Annotated in this window: 23 protein-coding genes and 1 pseudogene; 6 read left to right on the forward strand and 18 right to left on the reverse strand. The window is 38.2% G+C overall.

Annotated elements, in window-relative coordinates:
- Positions 1–96: 96 nt before the first annotated feature.
- Together HMPREF2805_RS00785 and HMPREF2805_RS00790 are read right to left on the reverse strand one after the other, a co-directional pair.
- Positions 97–1947, reverse strand: a complete 1851-nt coding sequence (locus tag HMPREF2805_RS00785) for a nucleoside-diphosphate sugar epimerase/dehydratase (RefSeq protein ID WP_049530309.1) — start codon at positions 1945–1947, stop codon at positions 97–99.
- A 56-nt stretch (positions 1948–2003) separates the two neighbouring features.
- On the reverse strand, positions 2004–3038 hold the full coding sequence (locus HMPREF2805_RS00790; RefSeq protein ID WP_075231010.1) for a glycosyltransferase family 2 protein: 1035 nt from the start codon (positions 3036–3038) through the stop codon (positions 2004–2006).
- A 215-nt stretch (positions 3039–3253) separates the two neighbouring features.
- On the opposite strand from HMPREF2805_RS00790, the gene HMPREF2805_RS00795 reads away from it, so the two are divergent.
- Entirely contained in the window at positions 3254–4420 is a 1167-nt protein-coding gene (locus HMPREF2805_RS00795; protein ID WP_075231011.1) for a CynX/NimT family MFS transporter, read from the forward strand.
- Between the two features lie 208 nt (positions 4421–4628).
- Here HMPREF2805_RS00795 and HMPREF2805_RS00800 read toward each other — a convergent pair whose 3' ends face one another.
- Both HMPREF2805_RS00800 and HMPREF2805_RS00805 read right to left on the reverse strand, forming a co-directional pair.
- A complete protein-coding gene (locus HMPREF2805_RS00800) occupies positions 4629–5846 on the reverse strand; it encodes a tyrosine-type recombinase/integrase (protein ID WP_001291561.1) in 1218 nt (405 codons plus the stop codon).
- A gap of 81 nt (positions 5847–5927) precedes the next feature.
- Complete coding sequence (locus HMPREF2805_RS00805) at positions 5928–6131, reverse strand: excisionase (RefSeq protein WP_000814511.1); 204 nt, start codon at positions 6129–6131, stop codon at positions 5928–5930.
- Here HMPREF2805_RS00805 and HMPREF2805_RS11430 point away from each other — a divergent pair.
- Positions 6115–6366 carry a hypothetical protein gene (locus HMPREF2805_RS11430; protein WP_001845478.1) on the forward strand — a complete coding sequence of 84 codons (252 nt, stop codon included), beginning with the start codon at positions 6115–6117 and terminating at the stop codon, positions 6364–6366. The two genes, HMPREF2805_RS00805 and HMPREF2805_RS11430, sit on opposite strands and share 17 nt — an antisense overlap.
- A 225-nt stretch (positions 6367–6591) precedes the next feature.
- Here HMPREF2805_RS11430 and HMPREF2805_RS00810 read toward each other — a convergent pair whose 3' ends face one another.
- On the reverse strand, positions 6592–6822 hold the full coding sequence (locus HMPREF2805_RS00810; protein ID WP_000857133.1) for a helix-turn-helix domain-containing protein: 231 nt from the start codon (positions 6820–6822) through the stop codon (positions 6592–6594).
- Positions 6819–7241, reverse strand: a complete 423-nt coding sequence (locus HMPREF2805_RS00815) for a sigma-70 family RNA polymerase sigma factor (RefSeq protein ID WP_000804885.1) — start codon at positions 7239–7241, stop codon at positions 6819–6821. The genes HMPREF2805_RS00810 and HMPREF2805_RS00815 overlap by 4 nt, the downstream gene beginning before the upstream one ends.
- Positions 7242–7744: 503 nt before the next feature.
- Between HMPREF2805_RS00815 and HMPREF2805_RS00820 the strand changes: the two genes are divergently transcribed.
- A complete protein-coding gene (locus tag HMPREF2805_RS00820; RefSeq protein WP_001227347.1) occupies positions 7745–8098 on the forward strand; it encodes a helix-turn-helix transcriptional regulator in 354 nt (117 codons plus the stop codon).
- A 59-nt stretch (positions 8099–8157) separates the two neighbouring features.
- On the opposite strand, the gene HMPREF2805_RS10430 is transcribed toward HMPREF2805_RS00820, so the two are convergent.
- Complete coding sequence (locus tag HMPREF2805_RS10430; protein WP_001860868.1) at positions 8158–8349, reverse strand: cysteine-rich KTR domain-containing protein; 192 nt, start codon at positions 8347–8349, stop codon at positions 8158–8160.
- 521 nt (positions 8350–8870) lie between these two features.
- On the opposite strand from HMPREF2805_RS10430, the gene HMPREF2805_RS00825 reads away from it, so the two are divergent.
- From HMPREF2805_RS00825 to msr(D), 3 genes are all read left to right on the forward strand, one after another.
- Positions 8871–9041: a hypothetical protein gene (locus tag HMPREF2805_RS00825; protein WP_000873143.1), complete on the forward strand. Its 171-nt coding sequence runs from the start codon at positions 8871–8873 to the stop codon at positions 9039–9041.
- 385 nt (positions 9042–9426) lie between these two features.
- Positions 9427–10644: a macrolide efflux MFS transporter Mef(A) gene (gene mef(A) / locus HMPREF2805_RS00830; protein ID WP_000417519.1), complete on the forward strand. Its 1218-nt coding sequence runs from the start codon at positions 9427–9429 to the stop codon at positions 10642–10644.
- 20 nt (positions 10645–10664) lie between these two features.
- Entirely contained in the window at positions 10665–12128 is a 1464-nt protein-coding gene (msr(D), locus tag HMPREF2805_RS00835; protein WP_000420313.1) for an ABC-F type ribosomal protection protein Msr(D), read from the forward strand.
- A 117-nt stretch (positions 12129–12245) separates the two neighbouring features.
- Here msr(D) and HMPREF2805_RS00840 read toward each other — a convergent pair whose 3' ends face one another.
- The 11 genes and pseudogenes from HMPREF2805_RS00840 to HMPREF2805_RS00890 all read right to left on the reverse strand — a co-directional run bounded on the left by HMPREF2805_RS00840 (position 12246) and on the right by HMPREF2805_RS00890 (position 23083).
- The gene (locus tag HMPREF2805_RS00840; RefSeq protein WP_001072467.1) at positions 12246–12545 is read right to left on the reverse strand and encodes a DUF5960 family protein; all 300 of its coding nucleotides are present in this window, start codon (positions 12543–12545) and stop codon (positions 12246–12248) included.
- Positions 12532–12900, reverse strand: a complete 369-nt coding sequence (locus HMPREF2805_RS00845) for a hypothetical protein (RefSeq protein WP_000567222.1) — start codon at positions 12898–12900, stop codon at positions 12532–12534. The genes HMPREF2805_RS00840 and HMPREF2805_RS00845 overlap by 14 nt, the downstream gene beginning before the upstream one ends.
- A 12-nt stretch (positions 12901–12912) precedes the next feature.
- A complete protein-coding gene (locus HMPREF2805_RS00850) occupies positions 12913–13248 on the reverse strand; it encodes a DinB/UmuC family translesion DNA polymerase (protein WP_000806926.1) in 336 nt (111 codons plus the stop codon).
- A complete protein-coding gene (locus HMPREF2805_RS00855; protein WP_001813542.1) occupies positions 13245–13490 on the reverse strand; it encodes a hypothetical protein in 246 nt (81 codons plus the stop codon). Before HMPREF2805_RS00855 ends, HMPREF2805_RS00850 begins: the two co-directional genes overlap by 4 nt.
- A gap of 363 nt (positions 13491–13853) precedes the next feature.
- The gene (gene tet(M) / locus HMPREF2805_RS00865) at positions 13854–15773 is read right to left on the reverse strand and encodes a tetracycline resistance ribosomal protection protein Tet(M) (protein ID WP_000691734.1); all 1920 of its coding nucleotides are present in this window, start codon (positions 15771–15773) and stop codon (positions 13854–13856) included.
- 15 nt (positions 15774–15788) lie between these two features.
- Positions 15789–15836 (reverse strand): annotated as a pseudogene (locus tag HMPREF2805_RS11645) (hypothetical protein); the annotation flags it as partial.
- Between the two features lie 313 nt (positions 15837–16149).
- Complete coding sequence (locus HMPREF2805_RS00870; RefSeq protein WP_001224320.1) at positions 16150–17085, reverse strand: conjugal transfer protein; 936 nt, start codon at positions 17083–17085, stop codon at positions 16150–16152.
- Positions 17082–18083 (reverse strand): bifunctional lytic transglycosylase/C40 family peptidase, encoded by a 1002-nt coding sequence (locus HMPREF2805_RS00875; RefSeq protein WP_075231012.1) that lies wholly within the window; start codon positions 18081–18083, stop codon positions 17082–17084. The genes HMPREF2805_RS00870 and HMPREF2805_RS00875 overlap by 4 nt, the downstream gene beginning before the upstream one ends.
- Entirely contained in the window at positions 18080–20257 is a 2178-nt protein-coding gene (locus tag HMPREF2805_RS00880; RefSeq protein ID WP_000804748.1) for a CD3337/EF1877 family mobilome membrane protein, read from the reverse strand. Before HMPREF2805_RS00880 ends, HMPREF2805_RS00875 begins: the two co-directional genes overlap by 4 nt.
- A 2-nt stretch (positions 20258–20259) precedes the next feature.
- The gene (locus HMPREF2805_RS00885) at positions 20260–22707 is read right to left on the reverse strand and encodes a conjugal transfer ATPase TcpF (RefSeq protein ID WP_075231013.1); all 2448 of its coding nucleotides are present in this window, start codon (positions 22705–22707) and stop codon (positions 20260–20262) included.
- Complete coding sequence (locus tag HMPREF2805_RS00890; protein WP_000723888.1) at positions 22691–23083, reverse strand: conjugal transfer protein; 393 nt, start codon at positions 23081–23083, stop codon at positions 22691–22693. The genes HMPREF2805_RS00885 and HMPREF2805_RS00890 overlap by 17 nt, the downstream gene beginning before the upstream one ends.
- Position 23084 lies beyond the last annotated feature (1 nt).

The following is a 23084-nucleotide window of genomic DNA, read 5'->3' on the forward strand; positions in this document are numbered from 1 at the left end:
GTTAGTTTAAAAATCGGTAAAGGACCATTCGTTATCATAAAAGGTATGATTCCACTCGCTTCTAACATGAAGCTAGGAATCATACCTTTTTCTTTTTTAATGAGTGTGAGTTGTTTCATTTGCAAAACCGATAATGGCTTGCTTCAACTCTGAACCTTGCAAGATACGGAATTCTTCAATCTTTTGATCGATAACTTCAAGTGGCATGACATTAACCTTACCAACAAAAATCTTATCCATGACTTGATTATCAACCAATTCAGTAGATACCAACAACTCCTCATAGAGTTTCTCACCTGGACGGATTCCCACTTCTACAATTGGAATTTCATTTTCAGTACGCCCGCTGAGAAGAACCATTTTCTTGGCCAAATCATAAATCTTAACTGGTTTGCCCATATCAAGAATAAAGACTTCTCCATCTTTAGCATAAGCTCCTGCATGGATCACCAAACGGCTAGCTTCTGGAATGGTCATAAAGTAACGAGTCATACGGAAGTCTGTCACAGTCACTGGACCACCCTCTGCAATCTGACGCTCAAATACTGGAATCACACTACCACGGCTACCGAGAACATTCCCAAAACGAACCGCACAATAGGTAGACTGGCTACGTTGGTTAAATCCTGTAACAATCAACTCTGCCACACGTTTGGTAGCTCCCATTACGTTTGGTGGATTAACAGCCTTATCTGTCGAAATCATGACCATCTTCGGTACCTTAGCAGCATCAACTGCCTTGGCAACATTATAAGTTCCGAGGATATTATTCTTGAAGGCTTCTTTTGGATTACGTTCCATCATTGGCACGTGCTTATGGGCAGCAGCGTGGTAAACAATGGCTGGTTGGTACTGCTCAAATACTTGAAGTAAGCGATCGTAGTCTTGGATATCTGCAATCACAGGAACATAGTCAATTCCTTGGAAGCTACGAATCAATTCATGATAGATCAGATAAATGGAGTTTTCCCCATGACCCAAGAGAACCACTCGCTCTGGATTAAAGCGACTAACCTGACGGCAAATCTCAGACCCGATAGAACCTCCTGCACCTGTTACTAAGATGGTTTTTCCAGTAATTTCTGAGCCTAGGCGTGACTCATCTAGTTGAATTTCTTTACGTCCCAAAAGGTCCGTAATATCGATTTTTTGGAAACCACCTACCTGAGGATGCAATCCTTGTACAACCGACTCAATCTTGGGCATCTTATAACATTTCAAGCCAAGTTGGTTACACATTTTTAGGATACGCTCATACTCTGACGGATCAAGAGAAGGAATCGCAACAATGACTTTCTCAATCTGATGACGTTTTGAGAGTTCTGGTAACTGTTCATAAGATCCTAAGACTGGGATTCCTCCTAGTTTTTGGCCTTTTTTCTTCTCATCATTGTCCAAAATACCTACTAACTCAAGATCACTCGTAGGATGCTGGTAGCTGTTCATAAAGAGAGCTCCACCGTCTCCCGCACCAATCAAGAAGGTACGACGATGTTCCCCTTCTCCATCACTCTTTTTACGTCTAGAATAGATCAACTGCCAAGTGATACGAGGGAAAAGAATCAAGAAGGTTGTCAACAAGATAAAGAGGACAATAAAGCGCACAGAGAAAAGTGGCAAGAAGGCATAACATAGGAGATAGGACAAGACACTGCTGACACTTACTCCGATGAATATCTTCATAAAGTCTGTGATTTTGCTATAGCGACTAATACTAGCATTGAGCCCCCAGAATCCAATCATAATCTGATAGAACAAGAAGGTCAAGCTAGTATAGATGACATAGTCCACAGGAGCTGGATTGATCAATCCATAAAACAAGATATAAGAAACAATGATTGAGGAAATCATGCTGGCAGCATCAAAAATCCCCCAAAAGACTTGTTTTTGTTGTTTATTTAACACTTCAACCAGATCAATTACATAATCTGTCATTTTTTTATTCATGTGAATGGTATCCTCCTACACAGAGAAAATGTTTAATTAAGCATGCTTAAGAAATTTTAATTTAAATACTGAATTTCGTATTTATAACCTTTTCTCCATTTAAAACCTTTGATTAATCCAACTATTGTACCTATACCGTAAGCAAAATGGATAGAGAACAACATAAAAGGCATTAACAGTAATACTTCATTTTTATGTTTCAATAGGGAAAGTATAGTCAATAATATAACAAATAGGTCATAAATCGCTAATAGAAACATTAAAAACAAGGGAGAAAGAGGTAGTAACATAGCACTTACAAAAATGCTTAACACAAACGCAAAGGGAACATAATGAAAAATAGATAGACATTTTGGTTTAACATGAGTTGTCAATCCAATCCATAGCCCGTTTGAATACTTTTGGTGGAGCATCTTTTTAAATGTTGGTCGAATATATTGATAAGATAAAACATCGGGACTAAATCTTATTTTATATCCGTGATTTCTGATACGATAATGAAGTTCATTGTCTTCTGTTCTCCCAAGTTGTTCATCGACTAAACCAGCTTGCTCAAAAACTTCTCGACGGTACATGCCATGAAAAATAGAAGAAACATATCTGTCTTGAGAACTGTTTCGATAATCTGCGATGCTGCTTCCAAACATATTTTCTTCAACGATATGTAAAGCTTGGGACCATTTACCCTCACCTTCAACAAGCGTTGGTCTAGGCCCCCCACAGACATATTCCCCTTGATTGATGATCTCAACATTATTTTTCACAAAATCCTCTGTGACTTTGGAATGCGCATCAATCTTCACAATAAGGTCTCCATTAGAGTTCTTAATCCCTAAATTAAAACCACTTGCTTGATTCTTTTTAGGGTTATCATACAATCTAATTGACTTAAATTCGGTATCCTCAGAGATAAATCGCTGAATAATATCGGTTGTCTTATCTGTGGACATTGCATTAATAAATAAAATTTCAATATTTTCTTTATTGTATGTCTGTTTTTTTAAATCTTCAATTAAGTCCGGTAAGTACTTCTCTTCATTATAAGCACTAATCACAATAGAGACGATTAAATTATCGATTTGTTGAATCACTTACAGTCTCCTAAATATTTTCTTTCACTATTTTATCACAAATTCCCAGACTTTCCTATTTTTATTTGAATCCCAGAAAAAAACTAGTAAACAACTCGTCCTACTTTACTTTTATTTAGTTTAAGTAAAACACCGAATCTCCCTGCTCTAGCTTGACATCTCTTAGAAAAAAACTTAAAATAAGCTGTTATAAAAATCATCTTAGAGAGGTTCACATGAAAAAACGATCACTCTTTTTTATTCTAGGAATTATCTTAATCGGAGCGGTCTTAAGAGCTCCTTTCACAGCTTTGCCAACTGTTTTGGGAGATATTGCCCAAGGTTTAGGAGTGGAAGTTAGTTCACTTGGTGTTTTGACCAGTCTCCCTCTCTTAATGTTTGCCCTCTTCTCCTCTTTTGCGACCCGTTTGGCTCAAAAAAATGGACTTGAGCACCTTTTTACCTATAGTCTTATCGTATTGACTGTAGGCTCCGTGATTCGTATCTTTAATCTCCCATTACTTTATCTGGGGACTCTACTCATCGGAGCGAGTATTGCGATCTTTAACGTACTTCTTCCTAGCCTGATTCAGGCCAACTACCCACAAAAGATTAGCTTCCTGACAACGGTTTATGTGACGACTATGGGAATCGCGACAGCACTAGCCTCTTATCTATCTGTCCCTATTACTCAGGCAACATCTTGGAAAGGCTTGATCCTCTGCCTATCCTTGGTCTGCCTACTAACCTTATTCGTCTGGTTCCCCAACCATGGCCGAAATCATTTTCTAGAAAGGCATGAAGAGAAAAAAGAAAAAGAGAATATCCTAAAAAGCCAGCAAGTTTGGGCTATTATTGTATTCGGCGGACTTCAGTCCTTGCTCTTCTATACTAGCATGACCTGGTTACCAACCATGGCCATCAGTGCAGGACTATCTCATACGGACGCTGGTCTTCTGGCTTCTATCTTTTCACTGATCAGTATCCCCTTCTCGATGACCATTCCAAGTTTAACAACTCGTTTGTCCAATCGTTACCGTCAAATCATGTTAACAGTCATCTCTCTCGCTGGAATGCTTGGAATTGCTATGCTTCTATATCCGAGTAAGAGTTTCCTTTACTGGTTAGTAGCGCATCTCTTGATTGGTACTGCTTGTAGCGCTCTTTTCCCTTATCTCATGGTTTGCTTCTCCATCAAAACTAGCTCCCCTGAAAAGACAGCCCAATTGTCTGGGCTCGCCCAGACTGGTGGTTACATCCTAGCAGCCTTTGGACCAACTCTCTTTGGTTATAGCTTTAACATGTTCCATTCTTGGATCCCAGCCGTACTGATTCTTCTAGTAATTGATATCATCATGACAATCGCCCTCTTTATGGTGGATCGAGCAGAGAAAATCCTCTAATCTTCTAGTTTTTGCTAGAAGATTTTTTATATATAAACAAAGTATAAATTTCTAATTATCTTTTTATATTTTCTTAAATGCTCGTAAAGCCTTATTCTATGTGCTTTCGAGTATTTTTACTGTAGGAAGATACTTCACGTTTCTTTGCATATTTCCTCATGTCTTAGCTGTCAGAAGTGGTAAATAAGTAGTAAATTCATTTGTACTACTAAGCAACAAGACGCTCCTGTTGCTTCTCTTTATTCAAGCGTTTCATTTCTGCCATTGCAGAATCGAATGTTGCATGTGCGTAATAGTTCAGCGTCATGGCTATATTAGCATGTCCCATAATGTACTGTAATGCCTTTGGATTCATTCCTGCATTTGCATAGTTGGTACAGAATGTATGTCGCAAACTATGTGGAGTGATGTGTGGCAATTTATCCTCGTTATACTTATTGTATTTCTTAACAAGACCTTTCATCATGCCGTTGTAATCACTTGCCACTTTTGGATAGTTCTTTCTATTAAGAAAGAGGAAATCACTATATCCATCAATCTCAACACGCTTATCATTCTTTCGATTCGCTAACACTCGCTTAAATGCTTGATAGGCTTCTTCAACCATAGGAACTTGACGTTCGCCACTTTTGGTCTTTGGTGTTTCAATGTAGTACCCAATTTCAGTATCTCTCAATAGCTGATGGTCTATATTGACAAGACGATTCTCAAAATCTAAATCTGGAAGTGTCAAACCACCAAACTCTGAAATACGAAGACCTGTTTTTAAGAGTATCAGAATTTCATCATAATTTTTGCTGTAGGTTTTATCAGCTTTTGCAAAGGCTAACAGTTTTTCTTCCTGTTCTTCTGTTAGTACGGTCTTAGGGACAGTATCATCATCAAGAACTGCTTTCAGTTGAAAGTCAAATGGATTCTTCCGAACACAATCATCTTGTATAGCAATATAGAATGAAGCCTTTAAAGAACGTTTGTAGTTATTGATGGTTTGATAAGCATAACCATTTTCACTCATTCTAATAGCCCATTCTTTAGCGTCTGATGGCTTAATACTGTCAATACTTCTTACACCTAACTTGTCTTTCTTCAAAATATCCATAAGATATTTGCGTCCAGTTTCAGTGTTTTTTCTAACCTTTGGTCTTTGAGCGTTCTGTTTTGCGTAAAGCTGGCAGAGTGTCATTTTCTTTCCTACAACATCAATACCATCATGAATGTCTTTCTGTAACTCTGCGATTTTCTCTCTAAGTGAGATACAATCACGCTTTCCTGCTGGTACTCGGTCTGTAGCCACAAGTTTCCACGAGTAAACAAATTGCGGTTCTCCAAATGAATCTATATATTTGTATAAGTATCTTCCGTCTTTTCGTTGGCTCTCTCCAGTCTTTAAGATTCGACCTTTATTGTCACGTCTTTTTTCTGACATGGCATTTGCTCCTTTCCTTTATGGAAAGAGCCTTGATACGACTTAATACTATTTTATCATATACAAGACCCTTTGGCGACGCTAGATTGCGTCCAATGTATCTATAATTTTTTCAAATTGTTTTCGTTTAATCTGAATACGATTGCCATTCATAATCAGCCAATTTGCATTTTTATTTTCCTCTGCCAAGCGTCGTAGCTTGTTTTCGCCAATACGAAAATATTTTGACGCTTCTTCAATGGTTAGGGTATAACGTTCCCAAATAGGAATGTCAGTCTGCTTCATAAAATCCTCCTTTCCAAATCACTTATTTGGATTTCATAAAAGTTGTTTTACCAGCAATCGAACAGCTTTAGCAAAGCTCACGGGAGTTCCACCCCTGCATGGTTCTCATGTAGCCATACTCATTGCCTGCGACGGTTTTATCACGCTCGGACTATTGACTGTATGGGAGTATCATTATCACGATAAGAATGTCGTTGCAGGCAATCCTGCTAAAGATTGCTTCTCGGATCACTAACATGAATCGCTCGCTATCTTTATAAGATAGGTCATGGCGGTTAGTTCCGTTGGCTCTTTTCTTATCGAAACGTATTCGATTACTTTTATTCAGTTTTCAAAGAACAATGGCTCGTTAGCCTATCAAAACACATTGAAAGCTCAATATGCTTTGGTGGAATAACAAACCTCCCTGTTCGGGAAGCGTGGAATGGTTTAGCACGCTTCCACGAAAGGAGAGAGGATATTACTTAATTTCAAATGACAAAATCTTTGTAATCAGTCTGGTTTCCATTCTTCCACGTAAGACTTCATCAACGACCATACTTTGATTGCCATATTCATCTTTCATAAGTCGTAGGGAACGCTTCGTTATGTACCCTCTGTAATGATGTAGAATCTGGTTAATCGCTTCGGTATCGCCATCTGTTGCCTTTACAATGAGAGGAAAGGGAATCATAGGATATTGTGTTTTCATTCTTCAAATTCCTCCATAAACTTTTTAATTAAGGCTAGTCCACTGGTTCTATGCCGATAGACAGTAGAACGGTTCAATTTCAACAGGTCTGCAATTTCTGAATCGCTCATGTCCATAAAGTAAAACAGCAGTAGAATTTCACGTTTCTTGTCTGGCAACTCACGTAATGCTTCACTCAACAAATCATTTTCAACGCCTACTGATAACCCATTGAGTGTAAAAATCTGAAAGTCAGTTGAATAGTTATCTGTTGTCGCAAACTGGCTAACAAGATAATCGCCAACATCCGAAAAGGACACCTCACGCTTTGCAATCCTTGAAAGATAAAGCATATAATTCTTTCGCTCGTCTTCCATAGCACGTTTACAGATATAGTCAAACTGATTTTCTATTGTGGTCTGAAAAGAAGATGGTTTCATGTTTCTCACCCCCTTTCTGTCTAGGAAAGGAAGTGACCTTGCTCGTTTATCTCCTTTCACTCTTAGTCCCAATGTGAAAGGGGGATTTGTTGCATTACTGATAAATAAACTTTGTAAAAAAGTTCTGAATAGCCAAAAAAGCATATAAACAGATTTATTTCTCTGTTTACATGCTTCTGTTATTCTATCTATATGATTTATAAAACCACATTGGTGGACGTACTTATCTATTGCAGATAGACGACTTTTTTTGACAAGAACCCAATGTAAGGAAATTTATTGTATATGATGTACTTCATGGCGACGTTGACCTCCAACAAACCGCCATTTGGAAGTAATATACAATATTTTAACAGCGTAAATAGCACTACCATATAACGGTTTTTTTTATTGGCGTTTAGTAGTGCTTTTTATTAAATATAAACCTATAAACCATATAACACGTTTTTCTATACCTGTTTTTAATTCAGTAGGAACAATAAAATGTATAGAGGTGGTCTACTATGCGTAAAAAAGAAGATAAATATGATTTTAGAGCCTTTGGTTTAGCCATTAAAGAAGCTCGATTGAAACGAGGTTTAACTCGTGAACAAGTGGGAGCATTGATTGAAATTGACCCACGGTACTTAACTAATATTGAAAATAAGGGGCAACACCCCAGCATACAAGTTCTTTATGACCTTGTATCGTTACTTCATGTTTCCGTTGATGAATTTTTCTTACCTGCTAATAACTTGGTAAAAAGCACCCGACGATTACAGATAGAGAAATACATGGATAGCTTTACAGACAAAGAACTATCCTTAATGGAATCTTTAGCCAGCGGTATCAACGAAGCAAGAAATATCGAAGACTAATTAAAAGAATCCATACATAACGGAAAGAGCCGATAAAATGAGATTGTATTAATCTCATTTTATCGGCTCTGCGTCTTTGCGTCTGGCTCTGTAATCACAGTTACTTTGAACTGCTTTATTTCAATTAAATTTTCTTGTCTGCATTTCGGACAATAGAGGGGGAATTTTTTTAATTCAGTATCTTCCCTTATCTTTAATCGTGTTTTATTTCCACATACAGGACATGTTGAGGCGGTAAGTTTGCTAGTCAAGGAGTAAAACGACGAAGATTAGCATTTACTTCCGCCCATGCGATAGCTGTCCGTGATTGACAAGTGCTAGCACGCAGACAGAACGGAGATAGCGAACCGCTGAGTGTGTCGCTCTGCTCGTAAAAGCTTAGAAACCTTTGAACGAAAGGGATAATGAAAGCCTTGATTGCAAGGCTTTTTGCTTTATGGTGGGTAAGTATCAGAGTGAGAAAATTTTTGGAATGAGTAGAAGTGATAGCTAGAAATTATCAGTTTCTATTTCCATTTACCCTGTGGGTACGTGTTTGTTTCCATTGACAAGGAGTTTGTGGGAATAGAAATGTACCCACCTTGTTTGAATCAAGTGAAGTGTAGTTGAAGGAAATCTGTTGAAAGCAATACTTCATTTTACCGAATAAGTAATAATTTAGGCAACTTCAAATCGATTAAAAAAAACTATTTTAAAGGTTAAGAGTAGACAAAAATTGTCCACTCTTTTTTGCAAACTCAATTTATCAATAAATGAAATGAGGGAATGTAAAATGAAATATTTTGAGGTTGAGTTAGAAAATCCTGATGAATTTTTAAAACTACAAACAGAAGATTTTGTGAAAGCTAATCGCTTGCTACTAAGGAAGATAATCCAGAGCGTTACAGTCTATGAAGAAAACTTCGTCATATCCTTTAAATCTGGCATCGAATTGGAAGTATGAGTCTCATTCCATAACTTTTATATTGAACATATCATCTTGTTGTGTTATACTATAAATTGATATAAACAAAGATGTAGGAGGAACCGAAACTATGACAGCCTCAATGCGTTTAAGATAAGCTGGCAATAAAAAAAGCAGAATCTATACCCGATGATAGGCTTTTTTGTTGTGCTTATTTATACGATATTGAGCATTCATTAGTTACGGTGAGGATATTGGTTATTTAACTATACCTTTATTTAACTATGTCTTTAATATGAATGTTTCCAAATTGTATGTATGCAGACCAAAAGCCACATTGTGGGGTTTGGCCTGCATTTTTTATTGCCTAGAATGCTATTCAAAATAGAAATTCAAGCAAAATAATATGCAGGAGATAATATAAATGGAAAAATACAACAATTGGAAACGAAAATTTTATGCAATATGGGCAGGGCAAGCAGTATCATTAATCACTAGTGCCATCCTGCAAATGGCGATTATTTTTTACCTTACAGAAAAAACAGGATCTGCGATGGTCTTGTCTATGGCTTCATTAGTAGGTTTTTTACCCTATGCGATTTTGGGACCTGCCATTGGTGTGCTAGTGGATCGTCATGATAGGAAGAAGATAATGATTGGTGCCGATTTAATTATCGCAGCAGCTGGTGCAGTGCTTGCTATTGTTGCATTCTGTATGGAGCTACCTGTCTGGATGATTATGATAGTATTGTTTATCCGTAGCATTGGAACAGCTTTTCATACCCCAGCACTCAATGCGGTTACACCACTTTTAGTACCAGAAGAACAGCTAACGAAATGCGCAGGCTATAGTCAGTCTTTGCAGTCTATAAGCTATATTGTTAGTCCGGCAGTTGCAGCACTCTTATACTCCGTTTGGGATTTAAATGCTATTATTGCCATCGACGTATTGGGTGCTGTGATTGCATCTATTACGGTAGCAATTGTACGTATACCTAAGCTGGGTAATCAAGTGCAAAGTTTAGAACCAAATTTCATAAGGGAGATGAAAGAAGGAGTTGTGGTTCTGAGACAAAACAAAGGATTGTTTGCCTTATTACTCTTAGGAACACTATATACTTTTGTTTATATGCCAATCAATGCACTATTTCCTTTAATAAGCATGGAACACTTTAATGGAACACCTGTGCATATTTCTATTACGGAAATTTCCTTTGCATTTGGGATGCTAGCAGGAGGCTTATTATTAGGAAGATTAGGGGGCTTCGAAAAGCATGTATTACTAATAACAAGTTCATTTTTTATAATGGGGACCAGTTTAGCCGTTTCGGGAATACTTCCTCCAAATGGATTTGTAATATTCGTAGTTTGCTGTGCAATAATGGGGCTTTCGGTGCCATTTTATAGCGGTGTGCAAACAGCTCTTTTTCAGGAGAAAATTAAGCCTGAATATTTAGGACGTGTATTTTCTTTGATCGGAAGTATCATGTCACTTGCTATGCCAATTGGGTTAATTCTTTCTGGATTCTTTGCTGATAAAATCGGTGTAAATCATTGGTTTTTACTATCAGGTATTTTAATTATTGGCATTGCTATAGTTTGCCAAATGATAACTGAGGTTAGAAAATTAGATTTAAAATAAACAATATTGGAGGAAATGTTATGGAATTAATATTAAAAGCAAAAGACATTCGTGTGGAATTCAAAGGACGCGATGTTTTAGATATAAATGAATTAGAAGTATATGATTATGACCGTATTGGTTTAGTAGGAGCAAATGGTGCTGGAAAAAGCACTTTACTCAGGGTACTTTTAGGAGAATTAACTCCCCCAGGATGTAAAATGAATCGTCTGGGTGAACTTGCCTATATTCCCCAGTTGGACGAAGTAACTCTGCAGGAGGAAAAAGATTTTGCACTTGTAGGCAAGCTAGGTGTTGAGCAATTAAATATACAGACTATGAGCGGTGGTGAAGAAACAAGGCTTAAAATAGCACAGGCCTTATCGGCACAGGTTCATGGTATTTTAGCGGATGAACCTACGAGCCATTTAGACCGTGAAGGAATTGATTTTCTAATAGGACAGCTAAAATATTTTACAGGTGCACTGTTAGTTATTAGCCATGACCGCTATTTTCTTGATGAAATAGTAGATAAAATATGGGAACTGAAAGATGGCAAAATCACTGAGTATTGGGGAAACTATTCTGATTATCTTCGTCAGAAAGAGGAAGAACGTAAGAGCCAAGCTGCAGAATACGAACAATTTATTGCGGAACGTGCCCGATTGGAAAGGGCTGCGGAGGAAAAGCGAAAACAGGCTCGTAAAATAGAACAGAAGGCAAAAGGTTCTTCAAAGAAAAAAAGTACTGAAGACGGAGGGCGTTTAGCTCATCAAAAATCAATAGGAAGTAAGGAAAAAAAGATGTATAATGCTGCTAAAACCCTAGAGCACAGGATTGCGGCCTTAGGAAAAGTAGAAGCTCCGGAAGGCATTCGCAGAATTCGTTTCAGGCAAAGTAAAGCATTGGAGCTCCATAATCCATACCCTATAGTCGGTGCAGAAATTAATAAAGTATTTGGGGATAAGGCTCTGTTTGAAAATGCATCTTTTCAAATTCCGTTAGGAGCAAAAGTGGCGTTAACTGGTGGTAATGGAATCGGAAAAACAACTTTAATCCAAATGATCTTAAACCATGAAGAAGGAATTTCTATTTCGCCTAAGGCAAAAATAGGTTACTTTGCACAGAATGGTTACAAGTACAACAGTAATCAGAATGTTATGGAGTTTATGCAGAAGGATTGTGACTACAATATATCAGAAATTCGTTCAGTGCTAGCATCTATGGGGTTCAAACAGAACGATATTGGAAAAAGTTTATCTGTTTTAAGCGGTGGAGAAATTATAAAATTGTTGCTTGCTAAAATGCTCATGGGTAGATATAACATCCTAATAATGGATGAACCCAGTAACTTCCTTGACATACCAAGTTTAGAGGCTTTGGAAATACTAATGAAGGAGTACACCGGAACTATCGTGTTTATCACCCACGATAAACGATTACTCGAAAATGTAGCAGATGTAGTTTATGAAATTAGAGATAAGAAAATAAATCTGAAACATTAAATTTAAGGTAGTCGCTGGTCAGTATAGTCTGTTCTGGTTGGCGACTCCATTGTTAAAGAGTATAAAGACTTTAGATTTTATGAATATTAAAAATAGGAACAGTCAATTGAACTGCTCCTATTTTTCTGCTAAATATATTGTAGTTTTCTTATATGTATAATGATAGATTAGCGGATTCTCATCTACGGTACTTACTTCAAATATGAAGAAGTGATCGCGGTTATCTCTGGACTTTTCCTTATTGAGGACAAAGTAATTCTTACGTGAAGTCGCCATTGTTTTTAGGATATCATCAGTTAGGAAGGTCAATGGAATATTCATGTTAGAGTAGCGGTAGAAGTCACGTTCAAAATCTTGGTAGCTCTCGCTATAATAGTCCATTTGTAGGTGATTACGCTGAAACTCAAGCTGATTCATAGAGCACCTCCTCGACAAGTTCAATACTAATAATGTCTTTTAATTTCAAATTGATGTGACCTGTTGTAGTTTTTATCAAAATGAAATCTTTGGTCAGACTTGGTATTGTTCCAGTGTAGGAAACACGCTTGTTTTTTTCAATCACTTGAATGCGTGTGCGTAGCTGCCCGGCGTATACTTGACTGAGGAGTAATAATTTCTTCTCTAGTGATAAGTCAGACATGTACGTTACTTTGTTTGTATCATCAGAGAGTGCTGATGCATGTTCAGATAGGAAAAAGCCCATCCATTTTTGCATCTTTGTATCCTGGTACTCTCTTGCTGATTGAAATGGTAAATATGAACGGTCAATCATATCAAATCCTTTCTATGCAGAGGCAAGGGTATTTTTATCAAATTGAATCGTAAAACCTTGAATTCCCCCACCTGTGTAACATTCTTTAAAGCGATTGATTACCTCAGTATAGATTATCACAGATGAGCTTGTTGGCTTAATGCTAAATGTAAATTCCAATGGTAATCGGTTTTCAGATTTAGCATGTACTAGTCGTATCGATATTTCAGTTGTTTTGAGTTTTCTCTGACGAAGTTTTGAAGTTGCTGTTTCAACGATTCCATGTAAAAATCTTTCAAGCATTTCAATATCATTACATCCTTTGCTACGGATTTCTGAAAATTGTACTGTATTTTTTTCTTGTTTCATTTTAATCCCTCCAATCCACCCGCGGAATGACCACCGATAAGTTTACTGCGTTCAATATTTCTGGAACCTTCAGTTAGGACGGTTCCTTTTTGTATGGCTAAAAAACCAAACTGTTCTCTGACAACATCAATAGCTGTCTGAAGTCTATTATCTTTTTCAATTTGTTCTACATCATCAAAGAGTGATAGTAGAGTATAGCTTTCATCTACGAAGCCACTATAAGATACACCAATTTGTCTCACTGCACCAGAGGTGTATTTTTTCGGAATAATACAAGTACATGACTCACCATTGTTTTGGGGAGATTTGCGGGTTCAATTTTATTCTGAGCATTTATAGATTTTTTCATCTCAGTCCTAGAATAGCCAATATGAATAGAAACGACAGTAGTCAATACTAGGGCTACTGTTCCGTTCCACAGTATCATTTAAAAATCATTTTCACACCCTTTCGTCTATTAGTATAGAAGAAAGCTCTCAGCACACAATATCCACTTGTAGTTTATAATAACTATCTCCTCCTTTACACTTTAATTCAAATCTTTATTAAAAAATATTTCATCTTATTTAACAAGAAACCATATTTATATAACAACATAAAATACACTAAGTTATTTTATTGAACATATATCGTACTTTATCTATCCGACTATTTGGACGACGGGGCTGGCAAACAGGTTCACCGGTAGTAACATGGTACCCTTTTAACTCTGTTAAACAAACACTACGTCCATTTGTAAAGAAAGTTAAATCACTACGATATTCTTGAATACACCGAGCAGGGATTTCTCCACTAAGAATGACCTCATTATTTTTCAATTGAGTGTCTACGATGTTCGCACAATATTTAGGAGCATCGTTGTATGCTCGTGAAAGATATTCCTGTGGCGCATAAATTTTAAAACTAAGATATGGCTCTAACAATTCTGTTCCAGCTTTTTTTAAGACTTGTTCCAATACAATAGGAGCAAGCATCCGAAAATCTGCTGGGGTACTAACAGGGCTATAGTATAAGCCATACTTAAAACAGATTTTACAGTCCGTCACATTCCAACCATACAATCCTTGTTCACAGCCATAGCGTATCCCCTCCATAACTGCATTTTGAAACGATTGATTTAAGTATCCAAGAGAAACCGAGCTCTCATACTGTACTCCGCTCCCTAATGGAAGCTGTGCTACAGATAGACCAATGGAAGCCCAGAAAGGATTCGGTGGAACTTCGATGTGAATGGTATACTCTGCTTTTTTTAACGGTCTTTCCATATAAATGACTGTAGGCTCTTTTATTTCTATCTCCACATGATACTTTTCTTGCAGCAGAGCACAAGTCACTTCCATTTGTACTTTCCCTAAGAAAGAAAGTATGATTTCATGTGTCGCAGAATCCACATAATATCGCAGAAGCGGGTCACTGTCGGAGATTTCTAAAAGTGCATCAAGTAACATTTCCCTTTGTTGAGGTTTGCTCGGTTCAACAGTCGTTTGCAGCAGAGGGAGGGGATTTTCAATTCTCTCTCTCTGTGGCAATAGCTTTGTATCTCCAAGAACACTATTTAACTTCAAAAACTCATTCTGCAAAATAACAATTTCCCCGGAATAAGCCTTATCGATTTTACATAATTCACCATTTATTGAAGTATACATTTCTGTAATTTTTATTTTTTCCTTTTCCGATATTCTAACCGAATCTCGCAAATGCAGTACGCCACTATAAAGACGTATATATGCAAGACGCTGTCTTTTTTCCGAATACTCAATTTTGAAAACATTTCCGCAAAGTTCAGACGGACCTCGATGTGTTGATGAATAAAATTTATTAGTAATAACTTCTATAAGGTTATCAATCCCTATATTACTTTTTGCACTTCCATGATAAAGAGGGAACAGAGAACAATTCTGAAATCTTATGCTTTCCTCTTGTTCGAGTTCCAATGCTTCTAATGATTTACCGGACATATATTTCTCTAAAAGGTCATCGTTTCCCTCTATTACCGTATCCCATTGTTCAGATTCGGTAAAGTTCGTCACACACATATTAGGATACAGTTCTACCTTCTGTTTGATTACAATTTCGGCAGAAAGTTTCTCTTTAATATCCTGATAAACCGTTGATAAATCAATTCCATTTTGGTCAATCTTATTGATAAAAAAGATTGTGGGAATCCCCATTTTCCTAAGTGCATGAAATAATATACGAGTTTGTGCTTGTACGCCATCTTTTGCAGAAATCAGTAGAATTGCCCCATCTAAAACTGATAATGAACGATATACTTCTGCTAAGAAATCCATATGTCCTGGCGTGTCTATGATGTTCACCTTCGTATTTTCCCACTGAAAAGAGGTTATTCCTGTCTGAATTGTAATTCCTCTCTGACGTTCTAAAAGCGTATTATCCGTCCTCGTTGTACCTTTGTCCACGCTTCCTAATTCTGTAATCGCTCCACTGTTATATAATAAGCTTTCTGTTAAGGTAGTTTTTCCCGCATCAACATGAGCTAAAACTCCAATATTAATAATTTTCATGTGATTTTCCTCCATTCAAAAGCCCAAAAGGGCATAAAAATCCCAGTGATAAATACTCTTATCACTGGGATTTTTATGCATAACCATAGGCATACAAAGCATACAGATATTCTCCGGATACTTTAGAATCACATGATAAAGGTATTCTTAAACTGGGTACAAAAAACTAAGCCCTCCTAAAAAAGGACATCCAATTATTTGTTCCCACTATCAAATTGACAGTTTATTTAAGAATACCTTGCCGCATATTTATTAACTCCTTTTAAATAGATACTTAAATAATAGCACATAAGAGCATATTTGTAAAGGAATCTCCAATTTTTTATCAAAGAGAGTACGTGATTACAAAATAGCTGTAATAATGTACCAATATTTGTTATTCTATAATCTTCCAATTACTCCCGTTCTTTTCAAGTACCAAATCAAATTGAGATACCTGCGTTGCTTTGGTCTGCTGGTCGATATACTCCACTGTCAGCGATACCGTGACTTGATTATCCTTACGATTGTGAATAGGATTTACCAGTTCTTGAAAGATGTACTCTTTTCCGATTGGTTTTAATATCCCGTCATTCACATAGTAGGAAAGTTCACTGGCTGTCGCTGTAGGATAGAGCTTGAAGAACGTCGTTAAAAACTCATTGATTTCATTGGTTGTAATGGAATCAACCGTCCCCTCACTTTCAATGGCTTTTGGTTTATAACTTGATTTCTTAGGTATGTTGGTAATGGTCGGATTCTTAACCAGTACCATATTTCCAGAACCATCTACATAGACACTCACTATATAAGCAGAGTGGACGGTCTTTGTATTTTCTCCCTCTGTAATGAGCTGGTCTACACTGTAGGTTACATTAAACTCATTGTCGCCAGTTGGCTCTACCGTCCATATCTGAAATCCTCTTACAGAAGACGATACAGGAATATCTTTGCGTACTGTATCAACATTGAGAGCTTGAAGTTCATCTGTCAGATAGCCTTTTAGACTTTCCATTCGATTATCAATGGACTTATCGGATTGCTCCCATGAATAGTAGACTTTCGCAAAGTTCTCTACAAAATTTTCTACATGATGAGTATCAACGTATTCCTTTTCTATGATAGTTGTTTCGTGAATAGTATGAGTATCTATAGCTGTAAAGTGCTTGAATATCGCAAAGCTGAAACTAAGCCCTAAAAGTACCCACAAGGCAATCACAACCTTTTTATGAGGATTGACCTTATAGTAGACACGAGGTTTCTTTTCCTTTGGTATCTGTTTTTCTTTATTCTGATTTTTTCTAAATTTCATCATTAAATCTTCCTTTCTCATTGTTTGATTCGTCCTGCTCCCACTAAATGCTGTTGCCAGTAGGGGCTTGTTAAGTCGGCATAACCGATTGGGTCGCCTGCATGAAACATACGGTTATTGCCAAGGTATATCCCAACATGAGTAATATAAGAGCCAGCGTTATAGGTAGAATGAAAGAAAACCAAATCGCCAGCTTGTGCTTCCGATAGTGGGATATGCTGGGTCACATCATATTGCTGTTGTGCGGTTCGTGGTAAGTTAATTCCAGCTTTTCCATACGTCCATTGTGTCAGTCCGCTACAATCAAAAGAAGTAGTCGGGGAAGCTCCACCGTAAACGTATCGCCAGCCCTCATATTTCAGTGCTTCGTCCATGATGGCTTGTACCGTATCATCATCAAACTCTGTTGTGACAAGATACTGCGTTACCAGTTGCACATAAAACATATTGCCATAGTTGTATCGCCAGCCCCCATTGATAGGTATGGCTATGGGATTGGGGTAAGACACTTTGTCGCCACCTGAATACTCTTTTGAGAAACTTTGAGCCAGTTCAAAGGTATATTTATTTCCACGATTAGCCACATACCCTAAGAAACCACCACCATAATTGTAGGACTGGATAACCGATTCTAAATCTACACTGAGCCTTTCGCTACTGGCTAATAATTCACTGAAATACTTCACACCTTGCTTAATGGATTCTTCTGTACTCAATGAATTAGGTGGAAGACCGAGGGATTCCGAGGACTGCATAACATCTTCCGCAGTACCGCCCGATTCCACCTGTATAATCGCAAGAAGTATGTTGACATATTCTTCAACGCCATATTCTTTGGCATATTTTTCTACCATAGGCTTATGAGCCAGCACTTCTGCGGAAACATTCACACCTCCATAATGAATATTGGAAATTCCGCTGTCCTGTTCATCTGAAAATAAAATGGCAACAAACAGAAGCAGTGAGAAGACCATCAAGAATAATCCAGAACCACCAATCACTAAAGTTTTCAACTTCATGGTTTCTTACCGACTTTCTTAATGGTGGCGGTTTTGATTGGTGGTCTACTTCTTGTATTTTGTAGTGGTACTCTTTGAACAGTAGACGGACGTTCTTTTGTGATTGGACGTTGTGAAGTTCTATCTGCTGTAGTGGTTGAAGTTGCTGGCTTTTGAACGGTTTTTTCTTGAACGGTATTGCCTTGGCGTTCCACTTTTGGACTTGAAAAATCGGACTTAACTGCTGGACGCTCTTGTTTGGCTTGTTGAGATTCCTTATATGAAGTCTGAATATTAGACTGTTTTGAGGTCTGTTCATCATGATATTGTTCTTGTCTTGTAGTCGGTCTTTCATGAACAGAAGAAGCAGGCTGTTTTTTCTGTTTGACCTGTTCCATTTCAGAGCGACGCTTCGCAATGGTTTTTCGCCTTTGTTCCTGCTGTTCCTTGCGTCCACTGGCTCTGTCCGCTTTGGTTTGAGAAATACTACTGGTTAAATCACGGACATTCTCTTTTACTTTGGATTTTCCTTGATATACTGCATATCTTGCATTGGTCGGCAAATCTTTAACCTGTTCTTTCAAACCACTAGCAGTGTCTACCATTCTGTCTTTGGTATCAGCTACTGTACCGATGGTTTGACCGATACGTTTTCCAAGTGTTGATTTTTCCTTTCCGTCTGGTCGGGAGTGATCTGCTTGTGTCCTTGCAGAACTCCCCGAACCCGACTGTCCTTTTTTACCTGTAACAATGGCAGACCCAGCCCCTAGAGTAGTCATGGAACGTCCAAGTTTCCGCTGTAGACGGTGCATGTGAGCGTGCATAAGCATACGAGGTTTTCTCATCACACGACTTCCCACACTTTGAGAATCGTTACTCTGTAGAGAAAACATACTCATTAAATCGCCCAGCTTGAAGTAGATTCCTGCAAAGGTCACAATCTGTAGAAAAGCAATCAAAAAGAACGGATAACCAGCCGATAAGGTATAGAGCATGGTTGAAATACTAAATGCTGTCGTAATAATCAATGTGATTCCAGCTCGTGTCAAAATGGTATTAAAGAGCTTTGTTATGGCTCGTTTTGACATACCATCAAATGATGGAATCATGCTTAAAATAAAGCTCACAGGCAGAAACATAGCATAGATGATAAAAAGTACCTGCGAGAAAATCATGATTCCTGTTAATAGGAATACAAATATGGAAATCCCAATATTGAAGACAAATAGGAAGAAGACTGTACCTAAACGGTTAATGGTCTTTGTAATGGTTAGATTGGTATTGCTTCTGTCTTCAATTTCTTCCGCAACAATTTTTTCTCTGTCTTCGCCATTGTTGGAATCTGGGCTGGTGGAGAGCAGGCTTTCCACACGGTCAATACCGATACTTTCAATGTCTGAACTGTTGTATTGAAGCAGTAGCCACGGTTGCTGAACCTGTATGGAAAACAGGCTATCTCTGATTAAGTCCACGCTGTCCTTGCCTTGACTATCGGAATGGGGCATGACAATCTTCGTGCCAAGTGATAAACTGGCATTACTGATGTCTGATGAAAAGTCATTGATTTTTTTAATGTAGTCGGGAGCGTAGGCAATAAAGGAAGCCGATAGGATAAACACCAGCACAAAATTCATAATGGCATGAATTGCCTTTGTGGTTTCTCTCTTTATCAGTCCCGTATAGGCAACATAAACCCCAAGAACCAAAATCAAGAGTAAGAGGAATCCAACATAGAAACCCTCTGTTGAAAATCCGTTTGCACTCACACCAGCTAAGGTCTGCATATTCTTACCAATGGAATCTGCTGTAGCGGAAATGAAGTCTAAGGAATAGGCTTCCTGTACTAAGTAACCTGTCGCATTGGAAACATACAAACTGATTGTCCAAATAAAATTGGTAATGGCATATAGTCCATACATGACCTGTTTTCCAATCCCGTCCGACCAGTTCCACGGAAGCCAGCCCCAGCTATTATCCACATAAAAATCCAGTTGATAGTTTTCAAGTGGGTATCGGCTGTATTCATTTGCCACATTGACCGTATCATCTACCAAGCCCGCAGCTTGAACCACCGTTCCCAGCATGGCTAAAAGAAAAATGGCAATCACAAGTGTGAAAGCCACTGTCATTGCCACTTTACCTAGACGTTTCAGCGTCCAGTTTGATTTTATTCTGTTTACTATTGATGGTTTCACATTTACACCTCTTTTCGCACAGGCGGTCTGGTATCAAAGGCATGGAGCAGTTCTTCAAATACAGGGTGGAACTGTATCACACCGACACGACCATATAAATCACTGATAAGGCACTGTCCATTTTCCAAATCACGCAATCGCTTCTGATTATTTTCGTCCTCTGGGTCAACGCCGAAAAAGGCAAGGGTCTTTTTAATCTCGTTAAGGTCAGTAGAGCGGAACGCAAATTTCAAACCAAGATTATTTTTCAGCTTTTCATCTAAAAGGTCATCTGTATTCTGGGTCACGAAATATACCCCAGCGTTCATAGCACGTCCAGCACGAACCAGTTTCATAGACAGTGTTTTACCTTGTGCCACCTGTAAGAAGCTCCACGCTTCGTCTAAGTCAACAATTTTAAAAATGCTTCTGTCTGTATGGATAAAGTCTAACGCAAAGGTACTAATGACAATCAGCATTGCCACCGATAGTAACTCCATTGTGGTATATTCCTCAAAGGAGGTTTCTTTATCGGGAAGTACCAAGTCGGCAACCTGTATGATGTTCAGTTGTTTTTCAAGACTGATAGACTGCTCCACATATCCATCACTAAAGAGCAGATGTGCAAAGTCATAGTCTGTAAAACTTTCGATATGGTCGGCTATGCTGGTGCTTATTTGAGTTCCCTCAACCCGTAATTCCTCAATCACTTTCAGAAGACCTCGCACTTCACTATTAGTTACAGCACGAATGGCTTTTCGTAGAACAGGGAAACGGTCAGAATCTCGTGATGAAATCCCCGTAAGGAACGTCAAAATGTCGATTGCCAGTGATTCAGAATCTTTGGGATTTTTCATAATCACGTAAGGGTCAAGTAAGCCTTTATTTTTCTCATCAGAAGTCAGATTGACAATATTAATTTCGTGAGCGATTTCTGGCAAGGTTTCTTTCCATCTGCCACGTTCCGCTTTCGGGTCAACAATCACTGCTTGTGCCCCATAAAGCACTGCATAATAGACGATAAGGTTATTCGCAAAGGATTTTCCACCGCCTAGCGAACCTACAAAGGCAGACGCTAATGCATTGGTTACTGAACCCTTAACCCCTTGACTGGCAAGAGCAGGTTTGAGGTAGACATTGCGTCCTGTATCTAAGCTATAGCCAACATAAATACCCTCATTTTCGCCAAGCATTTGAGTAGCACCGAAACCAAGTCCAGCTAAGAAATCAGAGGTTACATACTGAATATAGTCATTCATATAACGCTTGCTGGCAGGTAAAAATTCTTCATGTAAGCCGAGCATATCCCCAAATGGTCGTACCAGTTTTACGCTTAAATCGTCATAAAAATCTTTCACTTCATTACAACGACGTTTGAGTTCGTCAAGATCATTTGCTGATACCCTTACAACATAGGACAGCTTATACATAGATTCCTTGCTTTGGTCTAAATTGGTTTCCAGCTCGTTCACACTTTCCAGAGCTTCCGCCACATTAGAGCTGGTTTCATTATCACTTTGCCATGCGTGGTTATCCAAGTCTTTCAGTTCTTTCTTTTTATTGCGGACAGTAGATAGGGCTTTACGATTCGCTACAATTTCCACATTCATTGACGTATCAATCGGAAAGGTAAATTGCTGTTGCTGGTAGTAGAAGATTTCAGAGGACGGGAAGTCCAGTTCGCCGACAATACTGTTGATGGTAAAGTAAGCTACATAGGCGGTTTCGTCTTCCTGCTGGATTTTCAAATATCGCTGTTTTTCTTCCACCAGACAGCGAGTAGGCTTAATGAGGTCATAGGTTTTAATCAGTGTTTCATGTTCCAGCTTTTTCTTTGATAGAGGATACTCATACTCTTCATAGGCAGTGCCTGTCTGTCCGTAAAGGTGTTCAATCAGATAGCCGAAGTCGTCCTTATCTAATCTTCGGATTTTGAAACGACGGGAGATTTTATTTTCTAAAAGCTTTTCCATCTTCTGAAAACGCAGGATTTCATCATTACTCATACTAACAAAATCGCCCATCAGCTTATGGTTCACATCATAGACAAAATCAGTAAAAGCATTTTTTGCTTCAACGGTAAGACTTTTCATAGAAAACTCCTGATCGTTGAGAAGCAACTTAAAACCGATAAAGAAACGGTAGTCCACTTGATTTTCGCCAATCATGGATATTAAAGCGTCTGTCTGTTGGTCGATTTTGTCATAGGCAACCGCTTTGAGCTTGCCAGTGACTTCATTTTTGGAACGCTCTTGTGCAGAACGTATGCTGGATTCTGTACTGATTTGTAAAGCATGAATTTTGCCATCACGATTTTGTGCGATAAGCTGTCTGAAAGAATCATGCACTTGTATTTTCTGTTCTGGACTTAGAAATGAGTAATTGTAAGGAACAAGCTCATAATAAGCATAACATTCCCCGTCTTTATTCCAGACGAGATTGTTTTCAATGTATTTAATTGGATATGCCATAAAATTCACTCCTAACTGCTGTAATGGCTTCTTGTGGCTGGTTTCTGCCAAGCGTTACTTTTTTTCCTGCATAGGTCAGCTTTGGTCGCAGTGCATAAGCAATGACAGACTTCAAAAATCCATAAGGCTTTTTACCATCAAAAGTTTTTGTAGACATAAACCATGTGAAAGCCACAGGAATCCCAAAGTATTTGAGAAATGCTCCCTCTATCATGGAAAGAGGGGGCAAGTTGCCAAGTATCATCACTGCAAAGAGTGACACGACAAACCATGTCATTTGCGTAAAGGTTATGGGAAACGGAAGTCTAAAATCATTGATAGAATACAGTACCTTTTCCACAGACCAGATACTGGTATAGCTTCGTATTTTCTTCATG

The sequence above is a fragment of the Streptococcus sp. HMSC034E03 genome (genome assembly GCF_001811505.1).
Taxonomy (GTDB): Bacteria; Bacillota; Bacilli; order Lactobacillales; family Streptococcaceae; genus Streptococcus.